Origin of the sequence: Lysobacter niastensis (assembly GCF_015453285.1) — a bacterium.
Classification (GTDB): Bacteria; Pseudomonadota; Gammaproteobacteria; order Xanthomonadales; family Xanthomonadaceae; genus Lysobacter_J; species Lysobacter_J niastensis.
This window is the reverse complement of record NZ_JADLZT010000002.1, coordinates 293497-318836: the sequence shown is the minus strand read 5'-3', so window position 1 is coordinate 318836 and position 25340 is coordinate 293497. Positions and strand designations below refer to the sequence as shown.

Here is a 25340-nt window from a genome sequence, read left to right as displayed (position 1 = left end):
TGCCCGGCCGTTGGGGCACATCCTACTGGGCCGCGTAACGCGCAAAGGCAGCATCGCTGCCGCGCAAGCGATTCTATCGATGGCCGGGCCGTACCCGCTGCCTGCAGCCCGTCCGCCATGACAGGCAGCACACAAGTGCCAGCCACCGACAGCGGCACTTAACGCCGCGTCACGCTCCGGCGCGACCTGTCGAACGCATGCCCGCCGTTTCCCCGGTCATCGAAGCGGATGTCGGCGAACGATGTCCGGGGCGAGCACGCGTTCAACGAATCCCTTCCTGTCGACCACGCGAACCGCGACGAGGAGAACGGGCATGGCCGCACCCCGCACGTACCAGTTCAACCTGCCCACGGCAGGCCGCCCCGACGATGTGATGCTGGAGGAAACCTGGTATCCCGGCATCCGTCCGTACTGGGAAGGCGCGTCGTCGCGTCGCATCTACGATCCCATCCTAGGTGTGCGCGCCGTGGTCATCCATGCGACCGCGGGCGCTAGCTCCGACGGCGCGGTTTCGGTGATCAGGGATCGCAAGGCTTCGTTCCACTGGCTGGTGCCCGATGAGAACGAACCCCAGCACGGGCAACTGGTGTGGGCCTGCATCCCCGAAGCCCGCGCCGCCTGGCATGTGCGCAACACCTGCAGCCACGCCGATGTCTGGGGCGGCGCCACCAAGGTCAATCACTGGTCGCTCGGCATCGAGGTGGTCAACACGCAACAGGCGAGCGATCCGTTCTCCGCATGGCAGGTCGAGGCGACCGCCCGCATCGTGCGGTACTGCTGGGCGAAGTATCCGAACCTCAAGCACGTGGTGTCCCACGCGCGATTGGATCCAAGCCGGCGCAGCGACCCGGGCACCGCGTTCGACTGGGACCGGTTCCGGCAACTCGTGCTGGCGGGCAACGGCCACGACGTGCCCAGGGCGCTGGCCGCTTCGACCCGCGCAACTCCACGCGGCAAGCGCGCGAAGAAGGCAGGCACATCGGACGGCGGTTGCTGCCCATAGCAGCAGCGCGATTCGCACACATCACGAAACGAGGATGACGACATGGCAAGCGTGTTGAAAGTGTTGTGCGTGCACGGCGTCGGCCAGCATCCGGTCGGCGGTGCCTGGGAAACCGAGTGGGCCGATGCGATCCGCAGCGCCTGTGCGACCGTCGATTCCAGCCGTACCATCGACATCCAGTACTGCCACTACGACGACATCTTCGACAAGCATAACGTCACCCTGGGGGACTGCCTCGAGGCGCTGGCCTGCCTGGTGGTGAACGGCGTGACCGCACCGTTCCGTACCGCCCGCGGAAGCGATTCGAGCCTGCGTTACACCGCCGGACTCACGGTGAAGTGGATCGAAAGCGGAACCTTCCGGAAGGAGACACGCGAGCGGCTGAGCGAGCGGATCTCGGCGTTCAAGCCTCACGTCGTGCTGGGCCACAGCCTGGGTTCCCTGGTGGCCTACGACACGTTCACCCACAGCGATACGTCCAGCCTCTGCAACGGCCGCATGTTCGTATCGCTCGGCTCGCAGATAGGCAATCCGTTCGTGCGCGGCCAGTACCAGGCCGGCAGGTTGAGTGCCCTCCCACAGGCGAAGTTCTGGTATCACCTGTACAACCTCCACGACTCCGTGTTCACGGCCAGGATCAGGCTCACGGCCGACAACTACCGCCAGATCGAAACGACGTTCGACATTCCCGGCGCCGCGGATCACTCGGCGGCGGAATACCTGCGGCACCCGCAGACGGCCGAGACCGTGTGGTTCGACCTGCTCAACGGCGAGACCAGCCGCATTTCGCGTTCGATGCGCAAGGAGCACCGCGTTGCCGGACGCGTGGCCACGCCGACGCACCGCGCGTTGCTGGTCGGCATCAACGACTACCCGAACCCCAAGGATCGCTTGGCCGGCTGCGCCAACGACACGTTCCTGATGAGCGCCATGCTGCAGGAAGTGGGAATACCGGCCGAGGACATCCGCGTCGTCCTCGACAAGCGCGCCACCGCGGACAACATCCGGTCGAGGATCGACTGGCTGCTGGACAACTGCAGGCCGGGAGACCAGCGCGTCCTCTACTACAGTGGACATGGCGCCCAGTTGGCGGACTACGGCTTGGGCGACCGCATCGATCGCGTCGACGAGGCGCTGGTCCCGTACGACTTCGACTGGTCGCGGGACCATGCGATCACCGACGACTGGCTGTTCGAGCGCTACACGCAGCTGCCGTACGACTCCGCCTTCACGATCATCCTCGATTGCTGCCACTCCGGCGGCATGGCCAAGGGCGGGCCGCTGCGCATACGCGGGCTCAATCCGCCGGACGACGTGCGCCACCGCCGCCTGCGCTGGAACCAGGAGCACAAGATGTGGGTGGAGCGCGACCTCGATATCCAGAAGACACGCGCCAAGACGGTCGACGAGACCGACATGCCGCTGGCGGGCATGACCGGGCGCCTCGGCTATGCGATGCCGGTACGCACGCAAAGGATCCAGGCAATGCGGGAACGCCGAAAGGAACTGGGGCACAAGGGCCCGTACATGCCGGTGCTGCTGTACGCGTGCGGAGAACAGCAGTCAGCGTACGAGTACGAGCATGGCGCGACCTCGCATGGCGCTTTCACCTTCGCGCTGGTGAAGAACTGGCGCGAATCCCGGCGAACGGGTGGCATGACCGCGCAGGAACTGGTCCGCCTCACGTCGAAAGAGCTGGAGGGACTCAGGTACGACCAGAAGGCATCCCTCGCCGGTCCACCTTCGCAACTGAAGCGGCCATTGATCCGATAGCGCGGCCAGCCAAGACCAAAAAAAGCCCGGCATTCGCCGGGCTTTTTTTTGTCCAGTACGACGCCGGGATCAGAGTGCGGCGAGCGCGGCGTTGAGGGTCGCGCTCGGACGCATCGCCTTCGACACCAGGTCCATGTCGGGGTGGTAGTAGCCACCGATCTCGACCGGCTTGCCCTGCACCGCGACGAGTTCTTCGACGATCTTCGCCTCGTTGCCGGTCAGCGCTTCGGCCAGCGGGGCGAACTTCGCCTTCAGCGCGGCGTCCGCATCCTGCGCGGCCAGCGCCTGCGCCCAGTACATCGCCAGGTAGAAGTGGCTGCCGCGGTTGTCGATGCCGCCGACCTTGCGCGACGGCGACTTGTCGGTATCGAGGAACTTGGCGTTGGCGGTGTCGAGCGTATCGGCCAGCACCTTCGCGCGGGCATTGCCGGTGTGCTCGGACAGATGTTCGAGCGATGCGGCGAGGGCGAGGAACTCGCCCAGCGAATCCCAGCGCAGGTAGTTCTCCTGCACGAACTGCTGCACGTGCTTCGGCGCGGAACCGCCGGCGCCGGTCTCGAACAGGCCGCCGCCGTTCATCAGCGGCACCACCGACAGCATCTTGGCGCTGGTGCCCAGTTCCATGATCGGGAACAGGTCGGTCAGGTAGTCGCGCAGCACGTTGCCGGTCACCGAGATGGTGTCCTGGCCCTGGCGGATGCGCGCCAGCGAATGCTTCATCGCGTCCACCGGCGCCATGATGCGGATGTCGAGGCCGTTCGTGTCGTGGTCCTTCAGGTAGCGCTCGACCTTGGCGATGACGTTGGCGTCATGCGCGCGCTGCGAGTCGAGCCAGAACACCGCCGGCGTGTGCGAGAGGCGGGCACGGTTCACGGTCAGCTTCACCCAGTCCTGGATCGGCGCGTCCTTGGTCTGGCACATGCGCCAGATGTCGCCGGCTTCGACCTTGTGCTCCATCAACACATGGCCGGCCTCGTCGAGCACGCGCACGACGCCGTCGGCCGGGATCTGGAAGGTCTTGTCGTGCGAGCCGTATTCCTCGGCCTTTTGCGCCATCAGGCCGACGTTGGGCACCGAGCCCATCGTCGCCGGGTCGAACGCGCCGTGCGTGCGGCAGTCGTCGACCACGGCCTGGTAGATGCCGGCGTAGCAGCGATCCGGGATCACGGCCTTGGTGTCCTGCAGCTTGCCGTCGGTGTTCCACATGCGGCCGGAGTCGCGGATCATCGCCGGCATCGAGGCGTCGACGATGACGTCGCTCGGCACATGCAGGTTGGTGATGCCCTTGTCGGAGTTGACCATCGCCACGCCCGGACGGCGCGTGTACTCGTCCGCGATGTCAGCCTCGATGGCAGCCACGGTTTCCGGCGGCAGCGAGGGCAGGCGCGCGTACAGGTCGCCGATGCCGTTGTTGGCATCGAAGCCTGCCTGCGCCAGCACGTCGGCGTGCTTGGCGATCGTGTCGCGGTAGAAGCGCGACACCACGATGCCGAACATGATCGGGTCGGAGACCTTCATCATGGTCGCCTTCAGGTGCAGCGAGAACAGCACGCCCTTGGCGAGTGCGTCGTCGATCTGCGTATCGACGAAGCGCGACAGCGCCTTCGCGCTCATCGCGGCGGCGTCGATGACTTCGCCGGCCTGCACCTTGATGTTGGTCTTGAGCATGTTGCGGCGGCCGTCCTGGCCGGTCAGCTCGATCGAGACGGTGCCGGCCTTGTCGATCACCTTCGACTGCTCGCTGCCGTAGAAATCGCCGCTGGCCATGTGCGAGACATGCGACACCGAGTCGCCGCTCCATGCGCCCATCTTGTGCGGGTGCTTGCGTGCGTAGGCCTTCACCGACGCCGGCGCGCGGCGGTCGGAGTTGCCTTCGCGCAGCACCGGATTCACGGCGCTGCCCTTGATGCGGTCGTAGCGCGCCTTGATCTCGTTCTCGCGCTCGTCCTTCGGCTCTTCCGGGTAGTCCGGCAGCGCGTAGCCCTGCTTCTGCAGTTCGATGATCGCGGCCTTCAGCTGCGGCACCGAGGCGCTGACGTTGGGCAGCTTGATGATGTTGGCATCCGGCGTCGTGGCGAGCTGGCCGAGTTCGGCGAGGTGGTCGCCGATTTTCTGGTCGTCGCGCAGAAAGTCCGGGAACTGCGACAGGATGCGGCCGGCCAGCGAGATGTCGCGGGTGTCCACGGCGATGCCGGCGGTGCCGGCGTAAGCCTGCACGATCGGCAGCAGCGAGGCCGTGGCCAGGAACGGAGCTTCGTCGGTCAGGGTGTAGAGGATCGTCGGGGCGTTGGACATCTCGGCGTGGACTCGCTGTGTCGTGTTCGGAAAAGGGACGGCAGGCGCCGTCGCCGGAGCTTTCCCATCGTGGCGGACCGCTTGCGGAAGCGGCGCGGCGGACGGGCGCGAAACCTCGGTATTGTCGCGATTTCGGCGCGGCCGGGCAAAAGCGCGGCCGTGCGCGGGCGAATGGTATTGCGGTGTTGCGAGCCGCCTAGTGTTCGCGGTGTTCGCGACGGCCCGGGAACTGCACCACGCCGCCGCGCTGAAGCTCGTGCCGGTTCCACAGCACCGGTACGTCGCGCGGAGCAGGCGGTTCGAGTTCGTCGTCGATGGGCGAGATGCTTTCTTCCTCGTCTTCCCAGCTGTAACGCTTGCGCGGCGGCAGCGGGTCGGCTCGGCGGAACAACCAGGCCGCGGCCACGCCGCCGATCGCCCCGCCCAGGTGGGCCTGCCAGGACACGCCGATCTCGCGCGGCAGGATCGTCAACAGCATGCCGCCATAGAACATGAATGCGAGCATCGCCGCGGCGACCGAGGCGCGGTCGCGTCGCAGCAGGCCGAGCACGAACACCAGGAACATCAGGCCGTGAGTCACGCCACTGGCGCCGAGGTGGCGCGAGCCCTCATCGCCCAGCAGCCAGGCGCCGAGGCCCGCGCCGAGCCACAGCAGCGGCAGCGCGCGCAACGTCGCCCGCGGATACAGGCCGCCGGCGAGCGTGCCGAGCATCAGCAAGGCGATCGCGTTGGCCGCGAGATGTTCGAACGAGCCGTGCAGCAGCGGCGCGGTGAGCACGCCGATCAGGCCAGCGACCGACCACGGCTGGACGGTCCACGCGCCTACGTCGAAATGACCCTGGGCGCTGAAGATCGCCGTCAGCAGCAGCACGAAGCCGAGGCTGAGGTTGAATGCGGACAGCCAGCGGCGCTTGTCGGCCTTGCGCTGCTCCGGCGTGTCGGGAACGGCTTCGGGTATCGGCAGGTGCATGGTCAGGACATTGTTGCCGGGAAGCGGGTTTGCAAGCGGGTCCGGGCTGGGCCAGTGCGTCCCACCGATGGGCCGGCACGGGCGCCCCAGCCCTGGGACGCCCGCCCGGACGGCTTACTGCGCTTCCACGTGCGCCGGCCGCCTGAGGCTCAGCACGACGGTGACGGCCAGGATCGCCGCCACCACCGCCAGCGAGGCCAGCACCGGGATCTTGACCACGTCGATCAGCAGCATCTTCACGCCGATGAAACCCAGCACGACCGCCAGACCGTAGGGCAGCAGGTGGAAACGGCCCGCCATGCCGGCCAGCAGGAAGTACATCGCGCGCAGGCCGAGCACCGCGAAGACGTTCGAGGTCAGCACGATGAACGGATCGGTGGTGATGGCGAAGATCGCGGGAATGCTATCGACGGCGAAGATCACGTCGGTGATGCCGATCATCACCACCACCACGAACAGCGGTGTGTACAGGCGCTTGCCATGCTCGCGCCAGGTCATCGCGTGGCCGTGGTAGGTGGGCGTCAGCGGCAGGTGCCTGCGCATCCAGCGCAGCACCGGGTTCTTTTCCAGGTCCGGTTCCTGGCCGGCGGCGATCCACATCTTGACGCCCGTAAGCAGCAGGAACGCACCGAACACGTACAGCAGCCAGTGGAACTTCGTCAGCAGCACCGCGCCGGCGAAGATCATCACGCCGCGCAGCACGATCGCGCCGAGCACGCCGAGCACCAGCGCGCGCTGGCGCTGCTCCTCGGGCACCGCGAAGTACATGAAGAGCATCAGGAACACGAAGATGTTGTCCACCGCCAGCGACTTCTCGACGAGGTAGCCGGTCAGGAACTCCAGGGCGACGCGGTTGGCGAGCACCACATCGGCGGTCTCTCGCAGGTACCACCACAGGCCGCCGTTGAAAATCAGTGCCAGTCCCACCCAGCCGGCGCTCCACAGCGCGGCCTCGCGGAAGGTGACCTTGTGGTCGCCGCCGTGGCGCATCAGCACCAGGTCCACCAGCAGTGCCGCGGTTACCAGGCCGGCGAAGCCTGCCCACAGGATCGGATTGCCGATCGTTTCCATTAGTTGATCTCCAAACGAAAAAAGCCCGAACCGCAGGGTTCGGGCTGTATTCGGTGGGACCGGGACAGACCTTCGCCGTACGGCGAAGGTCTCGCTCACAGCCCGTTGCCGGACTGCCCTCGGGCCGGAGAAACCTGAATGCACCTCAGGTGACTCGAAATGACGACCGCGAAGTCGGGAGCTACTCCCCTTCTGAAGGGCAGGATTCTCCAGACCGGGGCAAGCGGGTGTCAAGCGACCGTTACAATGGCGCGATGAACACGTCTTTCCCCGGCACGCCCTACCCCGTCGTGCACCTCAAGAATGCCTGGAAGTCCACCCATCCGTGGATCTTCCAGCGACTGGTCGAGAAACCCGCGCAGCGGCCCAAGCCCGGCTCCATCGTCGATGTGATCGGCGTCGAGGGCGACTGGATCGGCCGCGGCTTCTACAACGGCCATTCGCGCATCTCGGTGCGCATCCTCGAGACCGATCCCGACATCGACGTCGATGCCGGCTGGTTCGCGCGCAAGATCGCCGCGGCGGTGTCGCTGCGCCGCGACGTGCTGAAGCTCGACGAAGTGTCCGACGCCTGGCGCGTCGTGCACAGCGAAGGCGATGGCATCTCCGGCCTGGTCGTCGACCGCTACGGCGATCTGCTCGTCGTGGAGTTCTTCAGCGCTGGCGCGTTCCGCCATCGCGAATGGATCTACGACGCGCTGAAGGCGCAGTTCCCCGGCTGCCGCTTCTACAGCTTCGCCGACGAGCACGTGCAGAAGCAGGAGAGCTTCGACTTCCGTGGCAACGAGCCGGTGCCGCCGTCGATCATCACCGAGTACGGCATCAAGTTCCGCGCCGACCCGGCTGGCGCGCACAAGACCGGTTTCTTCGCCGACCAGCGCGAGAACCGCCAATGGCTGTCGCAGCAGGTGGAAGGCAAGACCGTGCTCGACCTGTGCTGCAACACCGGCGGGTTCGCGGTGTACTCGTCGGTGCGCGGCGCCGCCGATGTCGTCGGCGTGGACATCGATGCCGACGTGATCGAGATCGCCAAGGGCAACGCGCGCCTCAACAACGTGCGCCCGCGCTTCATCCAGGCTGACATCTTCCCGTGGCTGCGCGACGCCGGCATCCGCGGCGACCAGTACGACGTCGTGATCCTCGACCCCGCGAAGATGACGCGCGACCGCGAGCAGGTCATCCCCGCGCTGAAGAAGTACCTCGACATGAACAAGCTCGCGCTCGGCGTGGTCAAGCCGGGTGGCCTGTTCGCGACGTTCTCGTGCACCGGCCTGGTCAGCGAGGAGCAGTTCCTCGACATGCTGCGCCGCGCCGCGTACTACGCCGGTCGTACCGTGCAGGTGCTGAAGGTCGCTGGCGCCGGCGCCGACCACCCGTGGCTTGCGCAGGTGCAGGAGTCGCGTTACCTCAAGGCGGTGTTCTGCCGCGTGCTGGACTGAGGCATCTCACCGGCTGAGATCGGCGCCTATACACTGGCGCCATGCCTGAAACCACCTTGCTCCTGATCGTCCTGCTGATCGCGGTGTTCGCCGCGATCGCTCTTCTAGTCATCCTGCTGATGCGCAAGCCGGCCGCGGACCTGGGGCCGCTGGGCGTGCAGCTCGAGCATTCGCTGCGCGAGGAGCAACGCCAGGGGCGTGGTGAGTTGCGCCAGCAGCTGGACAGCCTGTCCACGCAGCAGGAGCATCGCATCGACGGGTTCGCCACTCGCCTCAACGACGCGGCGGTGCGTACCGACCAGCGCCTGGAGGACCTGCGCGAGGCCCTCACCGAGGACGCACGCAAGGCGCGCAGCGAGACCGCGCTGGCGTTGAAGGACTTCGCCACGGCGCTGGACAATCGCATCGGCGAACTCACGCGCAACAACGAGGCGCGCCTGGGCGAGATGCGCACCACGCTGGAAGGCCGCCTGCGCGAACTGCAGGCCGACAACGCCGCCAAGCTCGAGCAGATGCGTGCCACCGTCGACGAGAAACTGCACGCGACGCTGGAGACGCGCCTGACCGAGAGTTTCGGCAACGTCACCCAGATGCTGGCGCAGGTGCACCAGGGCCTGGGCGACATGAACAAGCTCGCGTCCGATGTGGGCGGGCTGCAGCGCGTGCTGACCAACGTGAAGTCGCGTGGCGTGTTTGGCGAAGTGCAGCTGGCCGGCCTGCTCGAGCAGGTGTTCGCGCCGGACCAGTACGCGTCCAACGTCGCCACCGTGCCTTCCAGCAGCGAGCGGGTCGAGTTCGCGGTGCGCTTCCCGGGTTCCAGCGGCGAGGCACCGGTGTGGTTGCCGATCGACGCCAAGTTTCCGCGCGAGGATTACGAACGCCTGCTCGATGCGCAGGAGCGCGGTGAGCCGGACCTGGCTCGCGCCGCCGGCGAGGCGCTGGAGCGTCGCGTACGCCTGGAAGCGGCGCGCATCCGCGAGAAATACGTATCGGTGCCGCATACCACCGAGTTCGCGATCCTGTTCCTGCCGACCGAAGGTCTCTATGCCGAGGTGCTGCGCCGCCCGGGACTGGTCGAGGCCTTGCAGCGCGACCAGCGCATCGCGGTGGCCGGTCCGACCACGCTGCTGGCGCTGATGACCAGCTTCCAGATGGGCTTCCGCACGCTGGCCATCGAGCAGCGATCCAGCGAGGTGTGGCAGACGCTGGGTGCGGTGAAGACCGAGTTCGCCAAGTTCGGCACCACGCTGGACGGGGTGAAGAAGAAGCTCGACGAAGCCAGCAACAAGATCGATGAAACCAGTCGTCGCTCGCGCGTGCTCACGCGCAAACTGCGCGAGGTCGAAGCATTGCCGGTGGAAGACAGCCAGCGGCTGCTGGGCGCCGACTTCGAGGACGGCGGCGAGGACTGAGGCCGTCGCAGCGGGGACGCGGAAGCCGGCTGACCGTATTCGCGCACCAGGCCGACGGGTCGGCCCGGTGTCGTGTGGGTTCGATCAGCGGCCGCCTTCGGGCGGCATCACCGGCATCGCATCCACCGGCACCTGCGGATTGCTGTCGTCCTGCAGGTAATCCGGCAGCGCTTCTTCCTGGTCCTTCATGCGGTCGCCGGCGATCTGGTAGTTGCGACGCTGGATCCAGGCGTCGCGCACCAGCGCGTAGTCGTCCTCGGCGCCTTCGCGGAAGCTGTCGGTCGCCAGCAGCTGCGCACGCACGTCGACCAGCTGCAGGCCCTGAAGCGGAATGCGCGTGCTGTCTGCCTCGACCTGGCGCAGCGGGCTCAGCGGCGCGTCACCGGCCATGCCGAAGGTGTCGCGCAGCGTGCGCGGGCCGAACAGCGGCAGCTCGACGTAGCGGGACTTCCTCCAGCCCCACACGCCCAGCGTCTGGCCGAAGTCCTCGCCCTTGTTGGGAAGCTTGGCATCGCTGGCGGGATCGAAGATGCCGCCGATGCCGAGCGTGGAGTTGAGCAGGAAGCGGCCGAACGACTGCCCCGCCTGCTTCGGCTTGCCCTGCAGCAGCGCGTTGACCGCAGACACCGGCTGGCTGAGGTTGTTGAAGAAGTTGCTGACGCCCAGGCGGAACGGGCGCGGCACGACTTTCACGTAGCCGCGTGCGAGCGGACGCGCGACGCCGCGGTCGACGGCGTTGTTGAAGCGGTGCATCTGCCGGTTGTAGCGCTCCCACGGGTCGTACACCGGACTGGGCGCAGCCGGCGTCGGCAGGTTGGGATCGCCGTAGTCGCCGTAGATCGCATCGAAGTCGTGCTCGGCCTGGGTGCGCTGATCGCCTTCCTGCGCGGGCGGCGTTTCGGTGGGTATCTCAGGAGTGGGTTCGGACACCGGCGGAGGCGTGGTCTCCGTCGGCGGCAGCGGCTCGGGCACCTGTTCGGGAACGGGCGGCTGCTCCGGAATGTTCTTTTCCGGTTCCGCGTCCTCCATCTTGCGCCAGCAGGCGCGCGCGGCATCGCGATTCTCGCCGGCTTCCTTGAGGCAACGGTCGAGCTCCAGGCGTTGCTGCGCCGACAGCGGACGGACCAGGATCTGTGCCTGGCCTGCCAAGGGCAGGGCCAGGAGCACGGCGGCGAGGAGGGTTGCGTGAATGCGCATCGTCACAGTTTAAGGTGCCCGGGCGAGGGACGCCCGCCGCGCGTACGGCCGCGGACGGAACGCTGTGTCCGCGATCAGCTGGCGAAGGCTAGGTGCGGGTCGAGCCGATAGGCGGCGCGCAGCTCGGCCAGGCCCGCAGGTGCGCCGGCAATCTCGCTGATGCCAGTGCGGGCGCACAGCTCGGCAAGCAGCGCCAGGCCGGCGCTGTCGACCGACGTCACGGCGCCGAGGTCCAGTCTGCGGATGCCGTTGCCGGCGGAACGCAACTGCGGCCAGAGGGTAGCGATGGCGGCACGCTCGAGCGCGCCGCCGAAGGCGAGGGTGTCACCGTCCTGGCGGACCGTCGCGGTGGTCATGGTCAGTTGGTGCTGGCCTGGGCCTGCAGCTTGCCGGCCTTGATGTCGGCGGCGACCTGCGGGATCGACTTCTGCTTGAGCGGCTGGTCGAACTGGTTGCGGAACGTCTGCACGAAGCTCACGCCCTCGACCATCACGTCGAACACCTTCCACTGCGTGCCGACCTTGCGCATCAGGTAGTCGACCGGCACCGCTTCGGCGCCCTGGCGCAGGTATTCGCTGGAGACCTTGACGATCTGGCCGCCGCGCAGCGGGGTTTCCGACTTAACGCGCACCTTGAGCTTGGTGTTGAGGTCCAGCAGCGAGGAGCCGTAACGCTGCATCAGGCTGTCGGCGAGGGCGTCGGCGAACACCGCAATGTCCGCATCGGACGCGCCGCGGCCGTGCACGCCGAGCACCAGGCGGGCGGAGTAATCGCGGTCGAAGATGTTGTTGAACTCGCTGGCGACGAACTGGCGAAGCGCGGCGCGGTTCTGGGTGAACTCGGGGCGGCGCGATTCCAGCGTGGCGAGGATGCGGGTGCTGTTGCTCAGCACCAGCTGGCTCGGCGAACCCGCCGGAGCGGCCGTCGCAGCGGCGGCCGGTGCGGCGGTCTGCGCCAGCACCGCGGCAGGAGCGGCGGCCAGCAGGGCCGCGGCGATGACGATGGACAGCGTGCTGTTCAGGTTGCGCTTCATCATTTCTTGTTCTCGTCCGTGGGGGAGGCCTCGCCCTGGAGGTAATCCGGGGTGTTGGCAGACTGGCCGGCATTGTCGGCGGGCTTGGCGCCACCGCCGCTGAACATGTATTTGCCCACCAGCTGGATCAGGTCGACTGCCGACTGGGTCAGGTAGATCTCGTCGCCGGGCTTCAGCGACTCCGGATCGCCGCCCGGGGTCAGGCCGACATAGCTTTCACCCAGCAGGCCGCTGGTGAAGATGCCAGCCGCGGTGTCGGAAGGCAGCTTGTCGTAGCGCTTGTTCACGGCCAGGGTGACAACGGTGTCGAACTTGACGGGATCGACGTCGATATTGGCGACATGTCCGATCGCCACGCCGCCGATCTTGATCGGGGCATTCGGTCGGAGGGCGCCGATCGTCGAGAAACGAGCCTTCAACTCGTAGGTATCTCCGCCCACGCCCCAGCGGCCGTTGGTGGAGGCCAGGGCCAACACCAGCAGCGAGGCCAGGGCCAGCAGCAGGAAGGCGCCGACGGCGAATTCGATACGGGGTGCGCGGATCATCGGGTCACCATGGAATCAGGCCGGCTCAGCGGAACAGGAAAGCCGACATCACGAAATTGAACATCAGCACCAGCAGCGACGCATTCACCACCGCGCGGGTGGTGGCGACCGAGGTGCCCTCGATCGTCGGTTCAGCATGGAAACCGACGTAGGCGGCGACGAGCGCCGAAGTGCCACCGAACACGGCAGCCTTCACGAACGACATCAGGAAGTCGTCGAAGAAATCGACGCTGTCCTTCAGCACCTGCCAGAACGTGCCCGAGTCCAGTCCCATCACGTGCACGGACTCGAAATAGCTGGCACTGATGGCGAAGCTGCAGAAGAAGCCGGTCAGCAGCGGCACGCACAGCACGGCCGCCCAGAAGCGCGGGGCAACGGCCTTGCCGACCGGGTCGATCGCCATCAGGCCGAGCGCGGTGATCTGGTCGGTGGCGCGCATCAGGCCAAGCTCCGCCGCGATCGAGGAGCCGGCGCGGCCGACAAACAGCAGGGCGGTAAGCACCGGGCCCAGCTCCCGGTACAGGCCGAGGCCGAGCAGGGCGCTGACCTGGCCCGTGGCACCGTAGGTCTCGAGTGCCCGGTAGCCCAGCAGGGTCACCGAAAGGCCGACGAACGCGCCGCCAACGGCAATGATCGGCAGCGATCGTGCGCCGATCTTGTAAATCTCGCGCACCAGCTCACGGAAGAAGTCCGGCGTGGGCTTCGATGCCCGGAACACCGACAGCGAGAACAGGCCGGCACGGCCCAGCGAACGGGTCGCGGCGACAAAAGGCATCAGGCGGCCTCCGGGGTGCGGGCGGCGGCATCGAACGCGATCGGTCCGTCCGGTTCGCCCTTGAGGAACTGGTGCACGAACGGATCGTCGCTGGCTTCAAGTTCGGCCGGCGTGCCGGAAAACACGATCCGGCCATTGGCGATCACGATCGCGTGGTCGGCCACCGGCAACGTCTCGTGGACGTGATGGGTCACCACGATGCTGGTCAGGCCGAGCGTGTCGTTCAAGCGGCGCATCAGGTCCATCACCACGCCGGAGGCGATCGGATCGAGGCCGGTCAAAGGCTCGTCGTAGATCATCAGCGGCGGGTCCAGCGCCAATGCGCGCGCCAGCGCGACACGGCGTGCCATGCCGCCGGACAGCTCGCGCGGGTAGGCATCGGCGGCGGCGCGCAGGCCGACCGCGTGCAGCTTCATCATCACCAGCTGGCGGATCACCGGATCCGGCAGCTTCGTGTGCGCGCGCAGCGGCAGCGCCACGTTCTCGGCGGCGGTCAGGTCGGTCAGCAGGCCATTGCCCTGCAGCAGCACGCCGATGCCCTTGCGCAGTTCGAGCAGCGCGCGGCGGCGTTGCGGCACCGGCTGGCCCAGCACTTCGACCGTGCCCGCTGCCGGCGCAAGTTCACCGGTCAGCGCCGCCAGCAGCGTCGACTTGCCGCTGCCCGACGGGCCGAGCACGGCGACGACGCTGCCGCGCGGCACGTCCAGGTTGATGTCGTTCAGCACGGTGCGTCCGCCACGTTCGAGGCGGAGGTTGCTGATGCGGACAATGGGGCCTTCGTTCGTCATTCGCGATGCGTGTGGCGGCGGCCGGCCGCAAAGGCGGCAAGCTTGACCGTGGGTGGCTGAACGGGAACCGGGGCCGTCATTGTCGCAGGTTCGGACCAGAATGCTCCGGGCAGAGATTCGCAGTCCCGCAGCACGCCCGGTCTCGGCGTATGCGACGCGCTCCGGCAAGATAGCCGGGATGCCCGGCCGCCCCGACTTCCGTCTCTACCACTCCAACGCACTGGACGTGCTGGCCGAGCTGCTTGCCAGGGAGCTGCGCCAGCCGGTTCCCGGGCGCGCGCTGCTGACCCCGGACGTGGTGCTGATCCCGCAGGTGGCCATGCGCCGCTGGCTTCAGTCCACGCTGGCCCGCCGCCACGGCATCGCCGCCAACCTGCGCTTCCTGACGCCGGGCGAGTTCGTCCGCGACGCGCTCGACGCCAACGTGCCCGGCGCCAGCGAGGATCTGGATGCGGCCGCCATGCAGTGGCGCCTGTACGCGCAACTATCGGACCCGGCGCTGCTCGGCGGACGCGCACTGGCGCCGCTGCGCGAATACGTCGGCGTGGGCGATCCGCTCAAACCCTGGGCGCTGGCCGGCGAGCTGTCCGGCATCTTCGAGAAATACCAGGCCTGGCGCCGCGACTGGCTGCTGTCGTGGGAGGCCTCGCGCGATGCCTCCGACGCGCAGGCGGAGCTGTGGCGCCGCGTTGCCGCCGGGCGCCGCCATCGCGCGCGCCGCATCGACGACTACCTCGAGCGCTTCGGCACACCCGACGGACCGCTCCCTGCGGGCATGCCTGCACGGCTGTTCGCCTTCGCCACGCTCAACATCTCGCCCGACGTGCTGCGCGTGATCTCGACCCAGGCGCGCGCCGGCACGTTGCACTTCTATGTGCCGACGCCGTCGCGGCGTTACTGGGGCGACCTGCCGAGCTACGCGCAGCGCCTGCGCGAGGATCCCGCCGCCGGCGACGACGACAATCCGCTGCTGGCGAACTGGGGCGCGGCCGGCCGCGATTTCATGGCCGTGCTCGGCAGCTACGAAGTCGTGCATCCCTCGCACGAGGAAGAGCGCTACGCCGATCCGGAAGCATTGCCGGACGATGCTCCCGAGCGCGACAGCCTGCTCGGCCGCATGCAGCGCGACCTGCTGCACCGGCGCGCACCACGTCCCTGGCGCGCCGGCGTCGACCGTGAGGACGCGAGCCTGCAGGCGCACGCCTGCCATACGCGCCTGCGCGAGGTGCAGGTGCTGCACGACCGCTTGCGCGCGCTGCTGGACGACCCACGCTTCGATCCACCGCTGCAGGCGCGCGAGATCGCGGTGCTGGCGCCGGACATCGATCCGTACCGCCCGCACATCGAAGCCGTGTTCGGCGGCCTGGGCGGCAGTCGCGACTACATTCCCTATGCGCTGGCCGACCTGAGCCCGCTCGCCGGCGAACCGCTGGCCGAGGTGTTCCTGCATCTGCTCGCGCTGCCGTCGTCCCGTTTCGGCGTGCGCGAGGTGCTCGACCTGCTTGCCACGCCCGCCCTGTCCGAAGCCGCCGGCCTGGACGCCGCCGCAATCGAGCGCCTGCAGGGTTGGTTGCAGGACGCCGGCGCACGCTGGGGCCTGGACCCCGACCACCGCGCGCGCCACGACGCCCCCACCGACGACGCCTACACCTGGCGTTTCGCGCTCGACCGCCTGCTGCTCGGCCACGCGAGCGGCGACGATGCCGACATCGACGGGGTCGCGCCCTGGACCGAACTGGAAGGCAGCGCACTCGACGCGCTCGACGCCCTGATCCGCGTGCTGCGCGTGCTGGCGCGGCACGAGCGCCTGCTCGGCCGCGCGATGCCGCCGGCGCAATGGCGCGACGTGCTGTTCGCGCTGCTCGACGCGCTGCTGCCGGAACGTCCGCATGCCGCTGCCGACCAGCGTGCGCTAGAGCGCCTGCGCCGCCACATCGGCGCCTTTGCCAGCAGTGCCGAAGACGCCGGCTTCGACCGGCCGGTGCCGCCCGAAGTGGTGCGCGCCTATTTCCAGCAGGCGTTGTCCGAATCGGACACGCGCGCGCCGCTGCTCACCGGCGGCGTCAGCTTCGCGCGCATGGTGCCGATGCGCCTGATCCCGTTCCGGGTGATCTGCCTGCTCGGCATGAACGACGGCGACTACCCGCGCCGCGATCCGGCCGGCGGCCTCAACCAGATGGCGCTGGAGCTGACGACACCGGCGCGCCGATTCGGCGACCGTTCGTTGCGCGAGGACGACCGTTTCCTGTTCCTGCAATTGTTCGCCTCGGCGGGCGAGGTGTTCTACGTCAGTTGGCTTGGTGCCGATCCGCGCGATGGCAGCGCACGCGAGCCGTCGGTGCTGGTGTCGGAACTGCTCGACGCCGCCGCGGCCTGCCATCACGGGCCGGACGCGCGCAGCGAGCTGGTATTGCACCATTCGCTGCAGCCGTTCTCGCCGCGTGCGTTTGGCGATTCGTCCGATCCGCGGCATTTCAGTTTCCAGCAGGCCTGGCATCCCGCGGCCGATGCCCTGCACGGTCCGCGCACGGTGCTGGCGCCGTGGTTCAACACCGCGTTGCGCGAGTCCGAGCCGGAACAGGAGCTGCCGCTCACCGCGTTGCGCCGCTTTCTGACCGATCCGGCCGGCGAGTTCCTTCGCACGGGCATGGGACTGCGCCTGCCGGACGAGGTCGAAGCCAGCGACGACCTCGATTCGCTGACCGCGCCGACGCATGGGCTCGAAGGATGGAAGCTTAAGCAGGCGGTGTTCGACGCTTGCGCCAACGATGACACCAGCGACCTTGCGCGACGCCTGCGCGCGCGCGCGATGCTTCCCTCCGGCCCGTTGGGCGAGCGCCAGCTTGCTGCGATCAGGGCCCAGGTCCTGCCGTTCGCGACGGCTTTGCGCCGCTGGAAGGACGGCGAGCCGCAGTCGCGCCCGTTCGAGCTCGACCTGGACGGCGTTCGCCTGTACGGGCATCTGGATCGCCTGTATCCGCACGGCGCACTGCGCATACGTCTGGATGAACTGCATGGGCCCGCGCAGATCTCGCACGGCCTGGACTGGCTGGTGCTGTGTGCACTCGATGACCAGCGCGGACTGGCACAACTGGCGCAGTGGGACGAAGGCCCGGCCGTGCGGATGCGCGATCCCATCCCCGCTGCGCAGGCACGTTCCGCATTGCGTGCATTGCTCGACTTGCGGCGCGAAGGCCTGCGCGAACCATTGCCGCTGCAGCCGCGTTCGGCCTGGCTGTGGTACAGCGCGCCGCGCGACGACGACGCAGGCGAGGCCGCGGCGTGGAAGGCCGCGCGCGAACAGTGGTTCGGCAGCGATCGCAGCTGGGGCGAGGTTGATTCCGCAGCCGTGCAGCTCGCGCTGCGGGGGCGCGATCCGTTTCTCGACGATGCCGACGGCGTCCGTTATCGCGCGCTCGCCACTCGCCTGTTCGATGCGGTGGTATACGGCCACGCAACCAATACCGTGGTGGCAGCATGAACGCGCCATTGCCACCGCAACAGGGATTCACTGATCTGCCGCTGGACGGCGTGCGCCTGATCGAGGCCAGCGCCGGCACCGGAAAGACGTTCACGCTGGCAACGCTGGTCACACGCCTGGTAATCGAGCGTGGATTGCGCGTCGGCCAGATCCTCGCCGTCACCTATACCGAAGCCGCCACGCAGGAACTGCGCGAGCGCCTGCGCCTGCGACTCGAACTTGCCGCCCGGCTTGCCAATGAAGTCGCGCTGATGCCGTCCACGCTCGACAGCGACGGTGAGTCCGCGCTGACGCGGCAACTGATTGAACGGCAGGCGCGCATCGAGGATCCGCTCGCCCTCGCACGACGGCTGCGTCAGGCCGCGCGCGAAATGGACCTGGCGGCGGTGTTCACGATCCATGGCTTCTGCGCGCGCGCGCTGGCCGAGCACGCCCTCGAAGCCGGCCAGCCGTTGCTGGCCCCGGAGCTGATCGGCAGTGAGCGAGAACTGATCGACGCCGTCGCCACCGATCTGTGGCGCTCGCTCGGCGCGCAGGCGGGCGACGCCGAACTGCTGCAGGCGCAATGGCGTACGCCGCAGGGACTCGCCGGCGATCTGGGCAAGCTGTTGTACGCGCCGCGCCTGGAGCCGGTGCCGGCAACCGACACAAACGATCCGATCCCGGCGCTGCGAGAGGCCGCCGAACGCCTGCGCGCTTCTTTCCTCACGCATGGCGACGAGGCCTGCACTGCGCTCGATGCCGCGATTGCCTCGAAGGCGCTCAATGCGAACAGCTATCGCGCCGGACTGCCCGCGCAACTCCGGCGCGCGCTGCAGGCCTGGTGCGATCAGGCCGATGCGACGTCGGCCATCGATGACCGCATCGACCGGCTGACGCCGCAGAAGCTCGCGAACAAGACCAACAAGGGGCGCCAGGCCGACGTGCCCAGTTCACCGCTGTTTGCGGACGTCGCTCGATATCTCGATGCCGTGGAAGCCCGCGCGCAGTGGCTCGCCGGACGCCGCATCGCGCTGGTGCACCGCGTGCGCGAGGAAGCGGCGCGCCGGCTGGCCGCCATCAAGCGTCTTCGCCGCGAGCAGACCTTCGATGACCTGATCGGCGACCTCGCCCGCGCGCTGGACGGCGTGCACGGATCGCGCCTGGTCCAGCGGCTGCGCAAGCAGTACGCCTTCGCGCTGGTCGACGAGTTCCAGGACACCGATCCGCGGCAGTGGGCCATCTTCGAGCGCGTGTTCGGTCATGACGAAGCCGGGCCGGCGGCGCTGTTCCTGATCGGCGACCCGAAGCAGGCGATCTATCGCTTCCGCGGCGGCGACGTGCACACCTACCTGGCGGCCGCCGGGCGTGCGCTGCCATCGCCGCCGCTGGATCGCAATTTCCGTTCGCGGCCATCGCTGCTGCGGACCATCTCGGCCCTGTATGCCAACGCCGGCGAAGGCGCCTTCATCGACGAGCGAATCCGTTTCCGCGAAGTCGAGCCGGGCGGGCAAGTGAGCGACGACGATTTCCGGCGCAATGGCGCCGTCGCGCCCGCGCTTACGGTATGCGCACTTCCAGCGCCTGACGACGGCCGCAAGAAGCCGCAATGGTCGGTGGGGGAGGCGCGTCCGCTGGCGGCGCTGGCCTGTACCACCGCCATCCAGAAGCTGTTGTTGGATGCGCACGAAGGCCGCGCCGTGCTGCGCGAGAAAGGCCGCGATCGCGCACCGCAGGCCGGCGACATCGCCGTGCTGGTGCGGGACCACGCGCAGGCCACGCTGATGCGCGAACAACTGGCCGGCATCGGCATCCCCGCCGTGGCGGCGGGCCGTCGCAGTCTGTTCTCCACCGAGCAGGCGACTGACGTACTCGCGCTGCTGGAGGCCCTGCTTCGGCCCGACGACGATGCGCGACTGCGCGGCGCACTGGCGATGCTGCTGATCGGGCTCGATGCCGACACGCTGGCACGTTTCGACACCGAGTCCGCGCTGCATCGGCAGTGGCAGCTGCGCGCATTGGCCTGGCGCGACCGCTGGCAGCGGCACGGACCGCTGGCCATGCTCGGCGCCGTCTGCGCGGAGCAGGCGCCACGCCTGCTGGCATTGGCCGACGGCGAACGGCGGCTGACCAACTACCTGCAACTCGCCGAAGTGCTGCAGGAGGCCGATGCGCGCGCGATAGGCGAACATGGCCTCGCCGACTGGCTGCGCACGCAGATCGCCGAAGCCGACGACAACGACGAAACCCAGCAGCTGCGCCTGGAATCGGACGCGCGCTGCGTGCAGATCCTCACGCTGCACAAGAGCAAGGGTCTCGAGTTTCCGTTCGTATTCCTCCCGTTCGTGGCGATGGGCCGCGACAGTCGCGAAGGCAACCTTTGCGAGTACCACGACGGCGAGGGCCGGGTGCTGCGCATGCGGAGCGAGGCCTCGGACGCCGACAAGGCGGCATGGGAAATCGCCAGCGCCAAGCAGGAAGAGGAAGAGCGTGGAGAGGACGCACGCCTGCTCTATGTCGGCCTGACGCGCGCGCGCCACAGCCTGTGGCTGGCAAGCGGCCCGTTCGCCAAGGCGGACCTCAGCCCGCTGGCGCCTATGCTGCAGGATCCGCAGGCACTTGCCGCGGACCTCGGCGACGCGTTCGATCTGCAGTACCCGCAGTTGCCACTGTTGCTGCCTGATGCCCTTCCGCCCGAGCACGTCGAAGCGGTGCCGGCGGCGCGTTCGTCGCGGCGTGCCGTCTCGCGCGACTGGTGGGTCTACAGCTTCACCCAGCTCGCCAACGAGTCGACGGGCGTTGTCGAAGCGGCCCCGCGCGCTGTGGCGGATGAGGGTGGCGCCCAGGACGAACCGGCGCCGACGTTGCCGGAAAGCGACATGCGCTTCTCCGGCAGCCGCTTCGGCAACGTGCTGCACGGCGCGCTGGAGCGCGTCGATTTCGGCGCGTGGTCGCAATGGCCACAGCTATCGCCATCGCCGGGCGAGATCGCGCACCTGCGCGCGGCGCTGCAGGCGGAAGGCTATGTCGAGGAAGACCTCGACGACGGCATCGATGTGCTGGTGCCGCTGATCGGCCACACGCTCACGGCGCCGCTGCCGGAAGGCACGCGCCTGTGCGCCGTGCCGGGCGATCAACGCCTGTCCGAAATGGAGTTCCACTTCGCGCTGCGCGCCACCGCAACGGCCGACCTGCTGTCGCTGCTGCATGAGCACGGCGTGCTGCGCCAGCGCCAGGCCTTCGGCAATCGCCAGCGCCTGGAAGGCTTGATGACGGGCAAGATCGACCTGGTCTATGCACACGCGGATCGTTTCCATGTGCTGGACTACAAGTCCAACCGCCTGCCGTCCTACGACCACGGCACGCTTGCCGAGGCGATGGACGACAGCGAGTACACGTTGCAGGCGCTGCTGTATGCGCTGGCGCTGCATCGCTGGCTGCGCTTCCGTATCGGCGATGCCTACGATTACGGCAAGCACTTTGGCGGCATCCGTTACCTGTTCTGCCGCGGCCTGGATGCCTCCGATGCCGCCGCGCCCGGCATTCACGCGTGGTGCCCGCCGCTGGAGTTGATCGAGCGACTGGACGCGCTGTTCGGCCAGGACCTCGCACTGCATGAGGGGGTGGCCGCATGAGCCTGCTCGATGCACTGCTGCGGCAGGGCGCACTGCGCGCGATCGATCACGCCCTCGCGCAGAGCCTGCGCCGCCTCGACGAGGGCAATGCGGACGACCGCGTGCTGGTCGCCGCGGCGCTGGCGTCGGCGGCCGTGGCGCGGGGGCATGCCGGCGTGGACCTCGCGCGTCCGCAGCTGGCGTGCGAAGGCAATGTTGAATGGCCGGATGCCGCCGAATGGGCGGATGCGTTGCGCGGTTCGCGATGGGTTGCGCAGCCGCCGGCCGATGCCGCCGCCGGACAGGCGCCGCTGGCCATCGAGAACGGCATGGTCTATCTGCGCCGCTACCGCGAATACGAGCGGCGCCTGGCGAGCGGACTTCGCCGCATCGCGGCCGCGACTCCCGGAAGCAGCGGAGTCGCCGCGCTGGCTCCGCTGTTCGCCACGCTGTTCCCGAACGCGCGCGACGGCGACCGACAGGCGCGCGCGGCCGCGCTGGCGTTGCTGCGTTCGTTGCTGCTGATCACCGGCGGCCCGGGCACCGGCAAGACCACGACCATCACGCGCGTGCTCCTGCTGCTGTTGGCGCAGGCCAGGCTCGAAGGCCGCCCGCTGCCGCGCATCGCGCTGGCGGCGCCGACCGGCCGCGCCGCGGAACGCGTGGCCGAAAGCCTGCGCGCGGCCACGGAGCAGTTACGGACTCTGTCCGGTGTCGATGCCGCGCTGTGCGACGCCCTTCCGGATTCGGCCAGCACGCTTCACCGCCTGCTCGGCACGATTCCCGACAGCCCGCGCTTCCGCCACGACGCCGATCATCCGCTGCCGCTGGATGTGATCGTCGTCGACGAAGCCTCGATGGTCGACCTGCCGTTGATGTGCAAGCTGGTCGAGGCGGTGCCCGAGGGCGCGCGCCTGATCCTGCTCGGCGACCGCGACCAGCTGCCGTCGGTCGAAGCCGGCGACGTGTTGGCCGCGATCACCGATGCCGCCGGCGAGGGCGAAACGCTTCCGCCCGCGGTCGCAGCAACCTTGGCGCCGCTGCTGGGCGAAGTGCAGGCAGACGATGCCAGTGTCGGACCGCTGTCGGGGCATCGCGTGCAACTGCAACGCGGGTTCCGGCAGTCGGCCTCACTCGACCTCGCCCCGCTGGCCGATGCCATGCGCGGTGGCGACGCGGACACCACATTGCAGTTGCTGCGCGAGGGCCTGCGGGGCGTGCGCTTCCACGAGGACGTGAGCGATCCTCTGGCCGGTGCGGCGCGCGAGACGCTGTTGTCGTCGTGGCGCGAAATGATGGCGCTGCAGGAGCCGCAGCTGGCTTTGCAGCATGCCGCGCGGCTGCGCCTGCTGACCGCGCTGCGCGACGGCGCGCAGGGCGCGGGCGTGCTGAACCAGCGCATCGAGGAAGCGCTCGCCGGCGCGCAGCGCGATCCCTATTTCCACGGCCGCCTGCTCCTCGTCACCGAGAACAGCTACCGCCACGGCCTGTTCAACGGCGACATCGGCGTGTGCCAGCACGATGCCGCGGGTGTGCCGGTGGCGTGGTTCGCCGGTGGCAGCGAGGGCGTGCGCGCGTTCCATCCCGCTTCGTTGCCAGCACACACCGGCGCGTTCGCGATGACCGTGCACAAGGCGCAGGGTTCTGAGTTCGACACCGTGTGGCTGCTGCTGCCGCGCCAGGATGCCCGCACGCTGTCGCGCGAGCTGCTCTACACCGCGGTCACGCGCGCGCGGCGCGAGCTGCATGTCTGCGCCAGCGAGGACGTACTGCGCGCGGCCCTGGCGCGTCACGCGGCGCGCGTGTCCGGACTGGCCTCGCGGCTGCGGACGCCGTAACGCCGCCCGATCGGCTGGCCGTACCTCACGATCGAGGCGGTGCGCCTCATCGGTGAAACAAGGAGCTCCTACCGCGGGGCTCGCAGCTCCATCGACGGAGCAAAAAGCTCCAGTCGTGGGGCTCGCAGCTTCATCGACGGAGCAAAAAGCTCCAGGCGCGAGGCTCGGGAGCTTCATCGACGGAGCAAAAAGCTCCAGGCGTGGGGCTCGGGAGCTTCATCGGCGGAGCAAAAAACCCCGGCCGCGGGGCTCGCGAGCTGCATCGTCCGAGCAAAAAGTCCCGGCCGTGGGGCTCGGGAGCTGCATCCGTCGAGCAAAAAGCTCCGAGCGCGGGGCATTGAGCCTCAACGCGGCGGGAAATGTGATTTCTTCTGGTCCGTGCCCGGGCTGCGCGTGCGCCGTCGCGGCGGCCAGCGCCACCATGCCAGCGCGACCAGTAGTCCGAACCCGGTATACGCCGCGGTGAACACCCACGGCGGTGCCTCGAAGAACATCAGTCGCTGCAGCCAGTAGGCGACAAAGCTGCCGCCGTGCGTCGTCTCGCCGGCCTGCTCGCGCAGCCACGCCTCGAGCGTGGTGAGCGGACAGAGCACGCCGAACCACGCCTGCGCCGCGACGATCGCGATCGCTACCAGGTGCGCGACGCGGAACCACCAGCTATTCACCCATGGCCATGACGCAAGGCGGTTGCCGATCACAACGGCGAGCAACCCGCCAATCACGAACAGCACGATCGCGAAGTGCACGACCAGCACCGCGTCGGCGAGCAGGCGATAAGGCCACAGCTCCGGCATGACCAAATCTCCGCGAAGGTTGCGTCGTCGCCGAAACCGGTTGCCGCGACGACGCGATGGCGCGGGTTACACGAGGGCGGCCGGATCGTCGCTGCCGAAGGCTTCCTCCACTGCCGGCTCCGCGACCTTCTTGCGCTTCGCCTTGGCGACCGGATGCTTGGCGACCTTGGCCAGCTCGGCGCTGATCGCATCGGCGGAAGCACGTCCGGCGGCTTCGTAGCGGGCGCGCACGTTCGGGCAGAGCACCTGCATGTAGTCGGCGTCGAAGTTGAGCCGCTCGACCAGGAAGTCCACGAACGCCCGCACCTTCGGCGACTGCACGCGGCCGCGCGGGAACACGGCGTTGAACTCGTACTCCGGGCCGACCCAGCCGGCCAGCACGCGCTGCACGTAGCCCTGTTCGGCGTAGGCCTTCACGGTGACGTCGGCGGCCATCATCAGTCCTTCGCCGCACAGCAGCGCGCCGCTGAGCGGGCCGGGGTCGTTGGCGACCAGCACCGGGTCGATGCGGAAGTCGACGCTGCGCGTGCCATCGCTCAGCGGCCAGAAGTACTGGCCGTTGCGGCGGTATTTCGGCATCGCCACCGTGCGATGGTGCTGCAGGTCGTCCGGATGCAGCGGCTCGCCATGGCGCGCGATGTAATTCGGGCTGGCGTAGACCTGCGTGCGGAACGTGGCGAGCTTGCGGGCGATGAGGTTGGAGTCGGGCAGGTTGCCCACGCGCAGTGCGACGTCGAGTTCCTTGTCGATGATGTCGACGGCTTCGTTGGTCAGGACCATTTCCACGCGCACTTCCGGATGGCGCGCGTGGAACTCGCCGAGCAGCGGCGCGATCCAGGTGTTGCCGAGCGAGTACGGCGCGGTGAAGCGCAGCCATCCACGCGGACCGCCCTGCAACTGGCCCACCGCGCTCTCGGCTTCGTCGAGTTCTCGCGAGATGCGCTGGCAATGCTCGAAGTAGATGTTGCCGGCCTCGGTGAGGCCGAGCTTGCGCGTCGTGCGATGCAGCAGCTGCGCGCCCAGGCGCGTTTCCAGTTCCTGCACCTTGCGGCTGACCGTGGTCTTGGGCAGGCGCAACGAGCGCGCTGCGGAGATGAAGCTTCCATGCTCGACCACCTTGACGAAGATCAGGGTGTCGTTGAGATCGCGGGCCATGGTGGGGGACTCCTGGCAGTGGGGCGACGGGAAGGGCCGTCTCCGGAGGCGGGTGGTCCCGCTCGTGGGCCAGTCTAGCGGCCGGGCGGGAGGGGTGGCCGCGGGGATTGGACCGATTCCGGGACAATTATTCCCTCAATTGCCGGCTAATCAAGTGCCGGGTCGAGGTCTAGTCTTT

At 68.3% G+C, this 25340-nt stretch carries 18 protein-coding genes; 7 read left to right on the top strand and 11 right to left on the bottom strand.

Translation table 11 applies throughout. The features are described 5' to 3' along the window. Positions 1-313 precede the first annotated feature (313 nt). Positions 314-1003: an N-acetylmuramoyl-L-alanine amidase gene (locus IU514_RS04140; protein WP_194929808.1), complete on the top strand. Its 690-nt coding sequence runs from the start codon at positions 314-316 to the stop codon at positions 1001-1003. Positions 1004-1045: 42 nt separating this feature from the next. After that, positions 1046-2776 (top strand): caspase family protein, encoded by a 1731-nt coding sequence (locus IU514_RS04135; protein WP_194929807.1) that lies wholly within the window; start codon positions 1046-1048, stop codon positions 2774-2776. 69 nt (positions 2777-2845) lie between these two features. Here the strand turns inward: IU514_RS04135 and IU514_RS04130 are convergent, their stop codons facing one another. The 3 genes from IU514_RS04130 to IU514_RS04120 all read right to left on the bottom strand — a co-directional run bounded on the left by IU514_RS04130 (position 2846) and on the right by IU514_RS04120 (position 7112). After that, positions 2846-5071: an NADP-dependent isocitrate dehydrogenase gene (locus tag IU514_RS04130; RefSeq protein WP_194929806.1), complete on the bottom strand. Its 2226-nt coding sequence runs from the start codon at positions 5069-5071 to the stop codon at positions 2846-2848. A gap of 196 nt (positions 5072-5267) precedes the next feature. Further along, complete coding sequence (locus IU514_RS04125) at positions 5268-6041, bottom strand: rhomboid family intramembrane serine protease (protein ID WP_194929805.1); 774 nt, start codon at positions 6039-6041, stop codon at positions 5268-5270. A 114-nt stretch (positions 6042-6155) separates the two neighbouring features. Continuing rightward, on the bottom strand, positions 6156-7112 hold the full coding sequence (locus tag IU514_RS04120; RefSeq protein WP_194929804.1) for a TerC family protein: 957 nt from the start codon (positions 7110-7112) through the stop codon (positions 6156-6158). Between the two features lie 254 nt (positions 7113-7366). Here IU514_RS04120 and IU514_RS04115 point away from each other — a divergent pair, with 254 nt between their 5' ends. Both IU514_RS04115 and IU514_RS04110 read left to right on the top strand, forming a co-directional pair. Beyond that, positions 7367-8551, top strand: coding sequence for a class I SAM-dependent rRNA methyltransferase (locus IU514_RS04115; protein WP_194929803.1), 1185 nt, complete (start codon positions 7367-7369; stop codon positions 8549-8551). 41 nt (positions 8552-8592) lie between these two features. Beyond that, on the top strand, positions 8593-9963 hold the full coding sequence (locus IU514_RS04110) for a DNA recombination protein RmuC (protein ID WP_194929802.1): 1371 nt from the start codon (positions 8593-8595) through the stop codon (positions 9961-9963). Between the two features lie 84 nt (positions 9964-10047). On the opposite strand, the gene IU514_RS04105 is transcribed toward IU514_RS04110, so the two are convergent. From IU514_RS04105 to IU514_RS04080, 6 genes are all read right to left on the bottom strand, one after another. Further along, the gene (locus tag IU514_RS04105; protein ID WP_194929997.1) at positions 10048-10992 is read right to left on the bottom strand and encodes an MlaA family lipoprotein; all 945 of its coding nucleotides are present in this window, start codon (positions 10990-10992) and stop codon (positions 10048-10050) included. Positions 10993-11234: 242 nt separating this feature from the next. Next, positions 11235-11516: an STAS domain-containing protein gene (locus IU514_RS04100; RefSeq protein WP_194929801.1), complete on the bottom strand. Its 282-nt coding sequence runs from the start codon at positions 11514-11516 to the stop codon at positions 11235-11237. A 2-nt stretch (positions 11517-11518) separates the two neighbouring features. Then, positions 11519-12193, bottom strand: coding sequence for an MlaC/ttg2D family ABC transporter substrate-binding protein (locus IU514_RS04095; RefSeq protein WP_194929800.1), 675 nt, complete (start codon positions 12191-12193; stop codon positions 11519-11521). After that, on the bottom strand, positions 12193-12738 hold the full coding sequence (mlaD, locus tag IU514_RS04090; protein WP_194929799.1) for an outer membrane lipid asymmetry maintenance protein MlaD: 546 nt from the start codon (positions 12736-12738) through the stop codon (positions 12193-12195). Before mlaD ends, IU514_RS04095 begins: the two co-directional genes overlap by 1 nt. A 25-nt stretch (positions 12739-12763) precedes the next feature. Continuing rightward, positions 12764-13513 (bottom strand): MlaE family lipid ABC transporter permease subunit, encoded by a 750-nt coding sequence (locus IU514_RS04085; RefSeq protein WP_194929798.1) that lies wholly within the window; start codon positions 13511-13513, stop codon positions 12764-12766. Then, positions 13513-14301, bottom strand: coding sequence for an ABC transporter ATP-binding protein (locus IU514_RS04080; protein ID WP_194929797.1), 789 nt, complete (start codon positions 14299-14301; stop codon positions 13513-13515). The genes IU514_RS04085 and IU514_RS04080 overlap by 1 nt, the downstream gene beginning before the upstream one ends. Before the next feature lie 178 nt (positions 14302-14479). Here IU514_RS04080 and recC point away from each other — a divergent pair, with 178 nt between their 5' ends. The 3 genes from recC to recD are packed head-to-tail and all read left to right on the top strand — an operon-like array spanning position 14480 to position 23213. Further along, positions 14480-17782, top strand: a complete 3303-nt coding sequence (gene recC, locus IU514_RS04075) for an exodeoxyribonuclease V subunit gamma (RefSeq protein WP_194929796.1) — start codon at positions 14480-14482, stop codon at positions 17780-17782. Then, positions 17779-21396: an exodeoxyribonuclease V subunit beta gene (gene recB, locus IU514_RS04070; protein ID WP_194929795.1), complete on the top strand. Its 3618-nt coding sequence runs from the start codon at positions 17779-17781 to the stop codon at positions 21394-21396. Before recC ends, recB begins: the two co-directional genes overlap by 4 nt. Beyond that, on the top strand, positions 21393-23213 hold the full coding sequence (recD, locus tag IU514_RS04065; protein ID WP_194929794.1) for an exodeoxyribonuclease V subunit alpha: 1821 nt from the start codon (positions 21393-21395) through the stop codon (positions 23211-23213). Before recB ends, recD begins: the two co-directional genes overlap by 4 nt. 344 nt (positions 23214-23557) lie before the next feature. On the opposite strand, the gene IU514_RS04060 is transcribed toward recD, so the two are convergent. Together IU514_RS04060 and IU514_RS04055 are read right to left on the bottom strand one after the other, a co-directional pair. Then, positions 23558-24007 (bottom strand): DUF2784 domain-containing protein, encoded by a 450-nt coding sequence (locus IU514_RS04060; protein WP_194929793.1) that lies wholly within the window; start codon positions 24005-24007, stop codon positions 23558-23560. A gap of 66 nt (positions 24008-24073) precedes the next feature. Continuing rightward, positions 24074-25162 (bottom strand): LysR family transcriptional regulator, encoded by a 1089-nt coding sequence (locus IU514_RS04055; protein ID WP_194929792.1) that lies wholly within the window; start codon positions 25160-25162, stop codon positions 24074-24076. Between the last annotated feature and the right edge of the window lie 178 nt (positions 25163-25340).

Excerpts from the sequence above, each read along its gene's own strand:
- IU514_RS04140 (WP_194929808.1), top strand. The coding sequence starts at position 314 with ATGGCCGCACCCCGCACGTACCAGTTCAACCTGCCCACGGCAGGCCGC.
- IU514_RS04135 (WP_194929807.1), top strand. The coding sequence starts at position 1,046 with ATGGCAAGCGTGTTGAAAGTGTTGTGCGTGCACGGCGTCGGCCAGCAT.
- IU514_RS04130 (WP_194929806.1), bottom strand. The coding sequence starts at position 5,071 with ATGTCCAACGCCCCGACGATCCTCTACACCCTGACCGACGAAGCTCCG.
- IU514_RS04125 (WP_194929805.1), bottom strand. The coding sequence starts at position 6,041 with ATGCACCTGCCGATACCCGAAGCCGTTCCCGACACGCCGGAGCAGCGC.
- IU514_RS04120 (WP_194929804.1), bottom strand. The coding sequence starts at position 7,112 with ATGGAAACGATCGGCAATCCGATCCTGTGGGCAGGCTTCGCCGGCCTG.
- IU514_RS04115 (WP_194929803.1), top strand. The coding sequence starts at position 7,367 with ATGAACACGTCTTTCCCCGGCACGCCCTACCCCGTCGTGCACCTCAAG.
- IU514_RS04110 (WP_194929802.1), top strand. The coding sequence starts at position 8,593 with ATGCCTGAAACCACCTTGCTCCTGATCGTCCTGCTGATCGCGGTGTTC.
- IU514_RS04105 (WP_194929997.1), bottom strand. The coding sequence starts at position 10,992 with ATGGAGGACGCGGAACCGGAAAAGAACATTCCGGAGCAGCCGCCCGTT.
- IU514_RS04100 (WP_194929801.1), bottom strand. The coding sequence starts at position 11,516 with ATGACCACCGCGACGGTCCGCCAGGACGGTGACACCCTCGCCTTCGGC.
- IU514_RS04095 (WP_194929800.1), bottom strand. The coding sequence starts at position 12,193 with ATGAAGCGCAACCTGAACAGCACGCTGTCCATCGTCATCGCCGCGGCC.
- mlaD (WP_194929799.1), bottom strand. The coding sequence starts at position 12,738 with ATGATCCGCGCACCCCGTATCGAATTCGCCGTCGGCGCCTTCCTGCTG.
- IU514_RS04085 (WP_194929798.1), bottom strand. The coding sequence starts at position 13,513 with ATGCCTTTTGTCGCCGCGACCCGTTCGCTGGGCCGTGCCGGCCTGTTC.
- IU514_RS04080 (WP_194929797.1), bottom strand. The coding sequence starts at position 14,301 with ATGACGAACGAAGGCCCCATTGTCCGCATCAGCAACCTCCGCCTCGAA.
- recC (WP_194929796.1), top strand. The coding sequence starts at position 14,480 with ATGCCCGGCCGCCCCGACTTCCGTCTCTACCACTCCAACGCACTGGAC.
- recB (WP_194929795.1), top strand. The coding sequence starts at position 17,779 with ATGAACGCGCCATTGCCACCGCAACAGGGATTCACTGATCTGCCGCTG.
- recD (WP_194929794.1), top strand. The coding sequence starts at position 21,393 with ATGAGCCTGCTCGATGCACTGCTGCGGCAGGGCGCACTGCGCGCGATC.
- IU514_RS04060 (WP_194929793.1), bottom strand. The coding sequence starts at position 24,007 with ATGCCGGAGCTGTGGCCTTATCGCCTGCTCGCCGACGCGGTGCTGGTC.
- IU514_RS04055 (WP_194929792.1), bottom strand. The coding sequence starts at position 25,162 with ATGGCCCGCGATCTCAACGACACCCTGATCTTCGTCAAGGTGGTCGAG.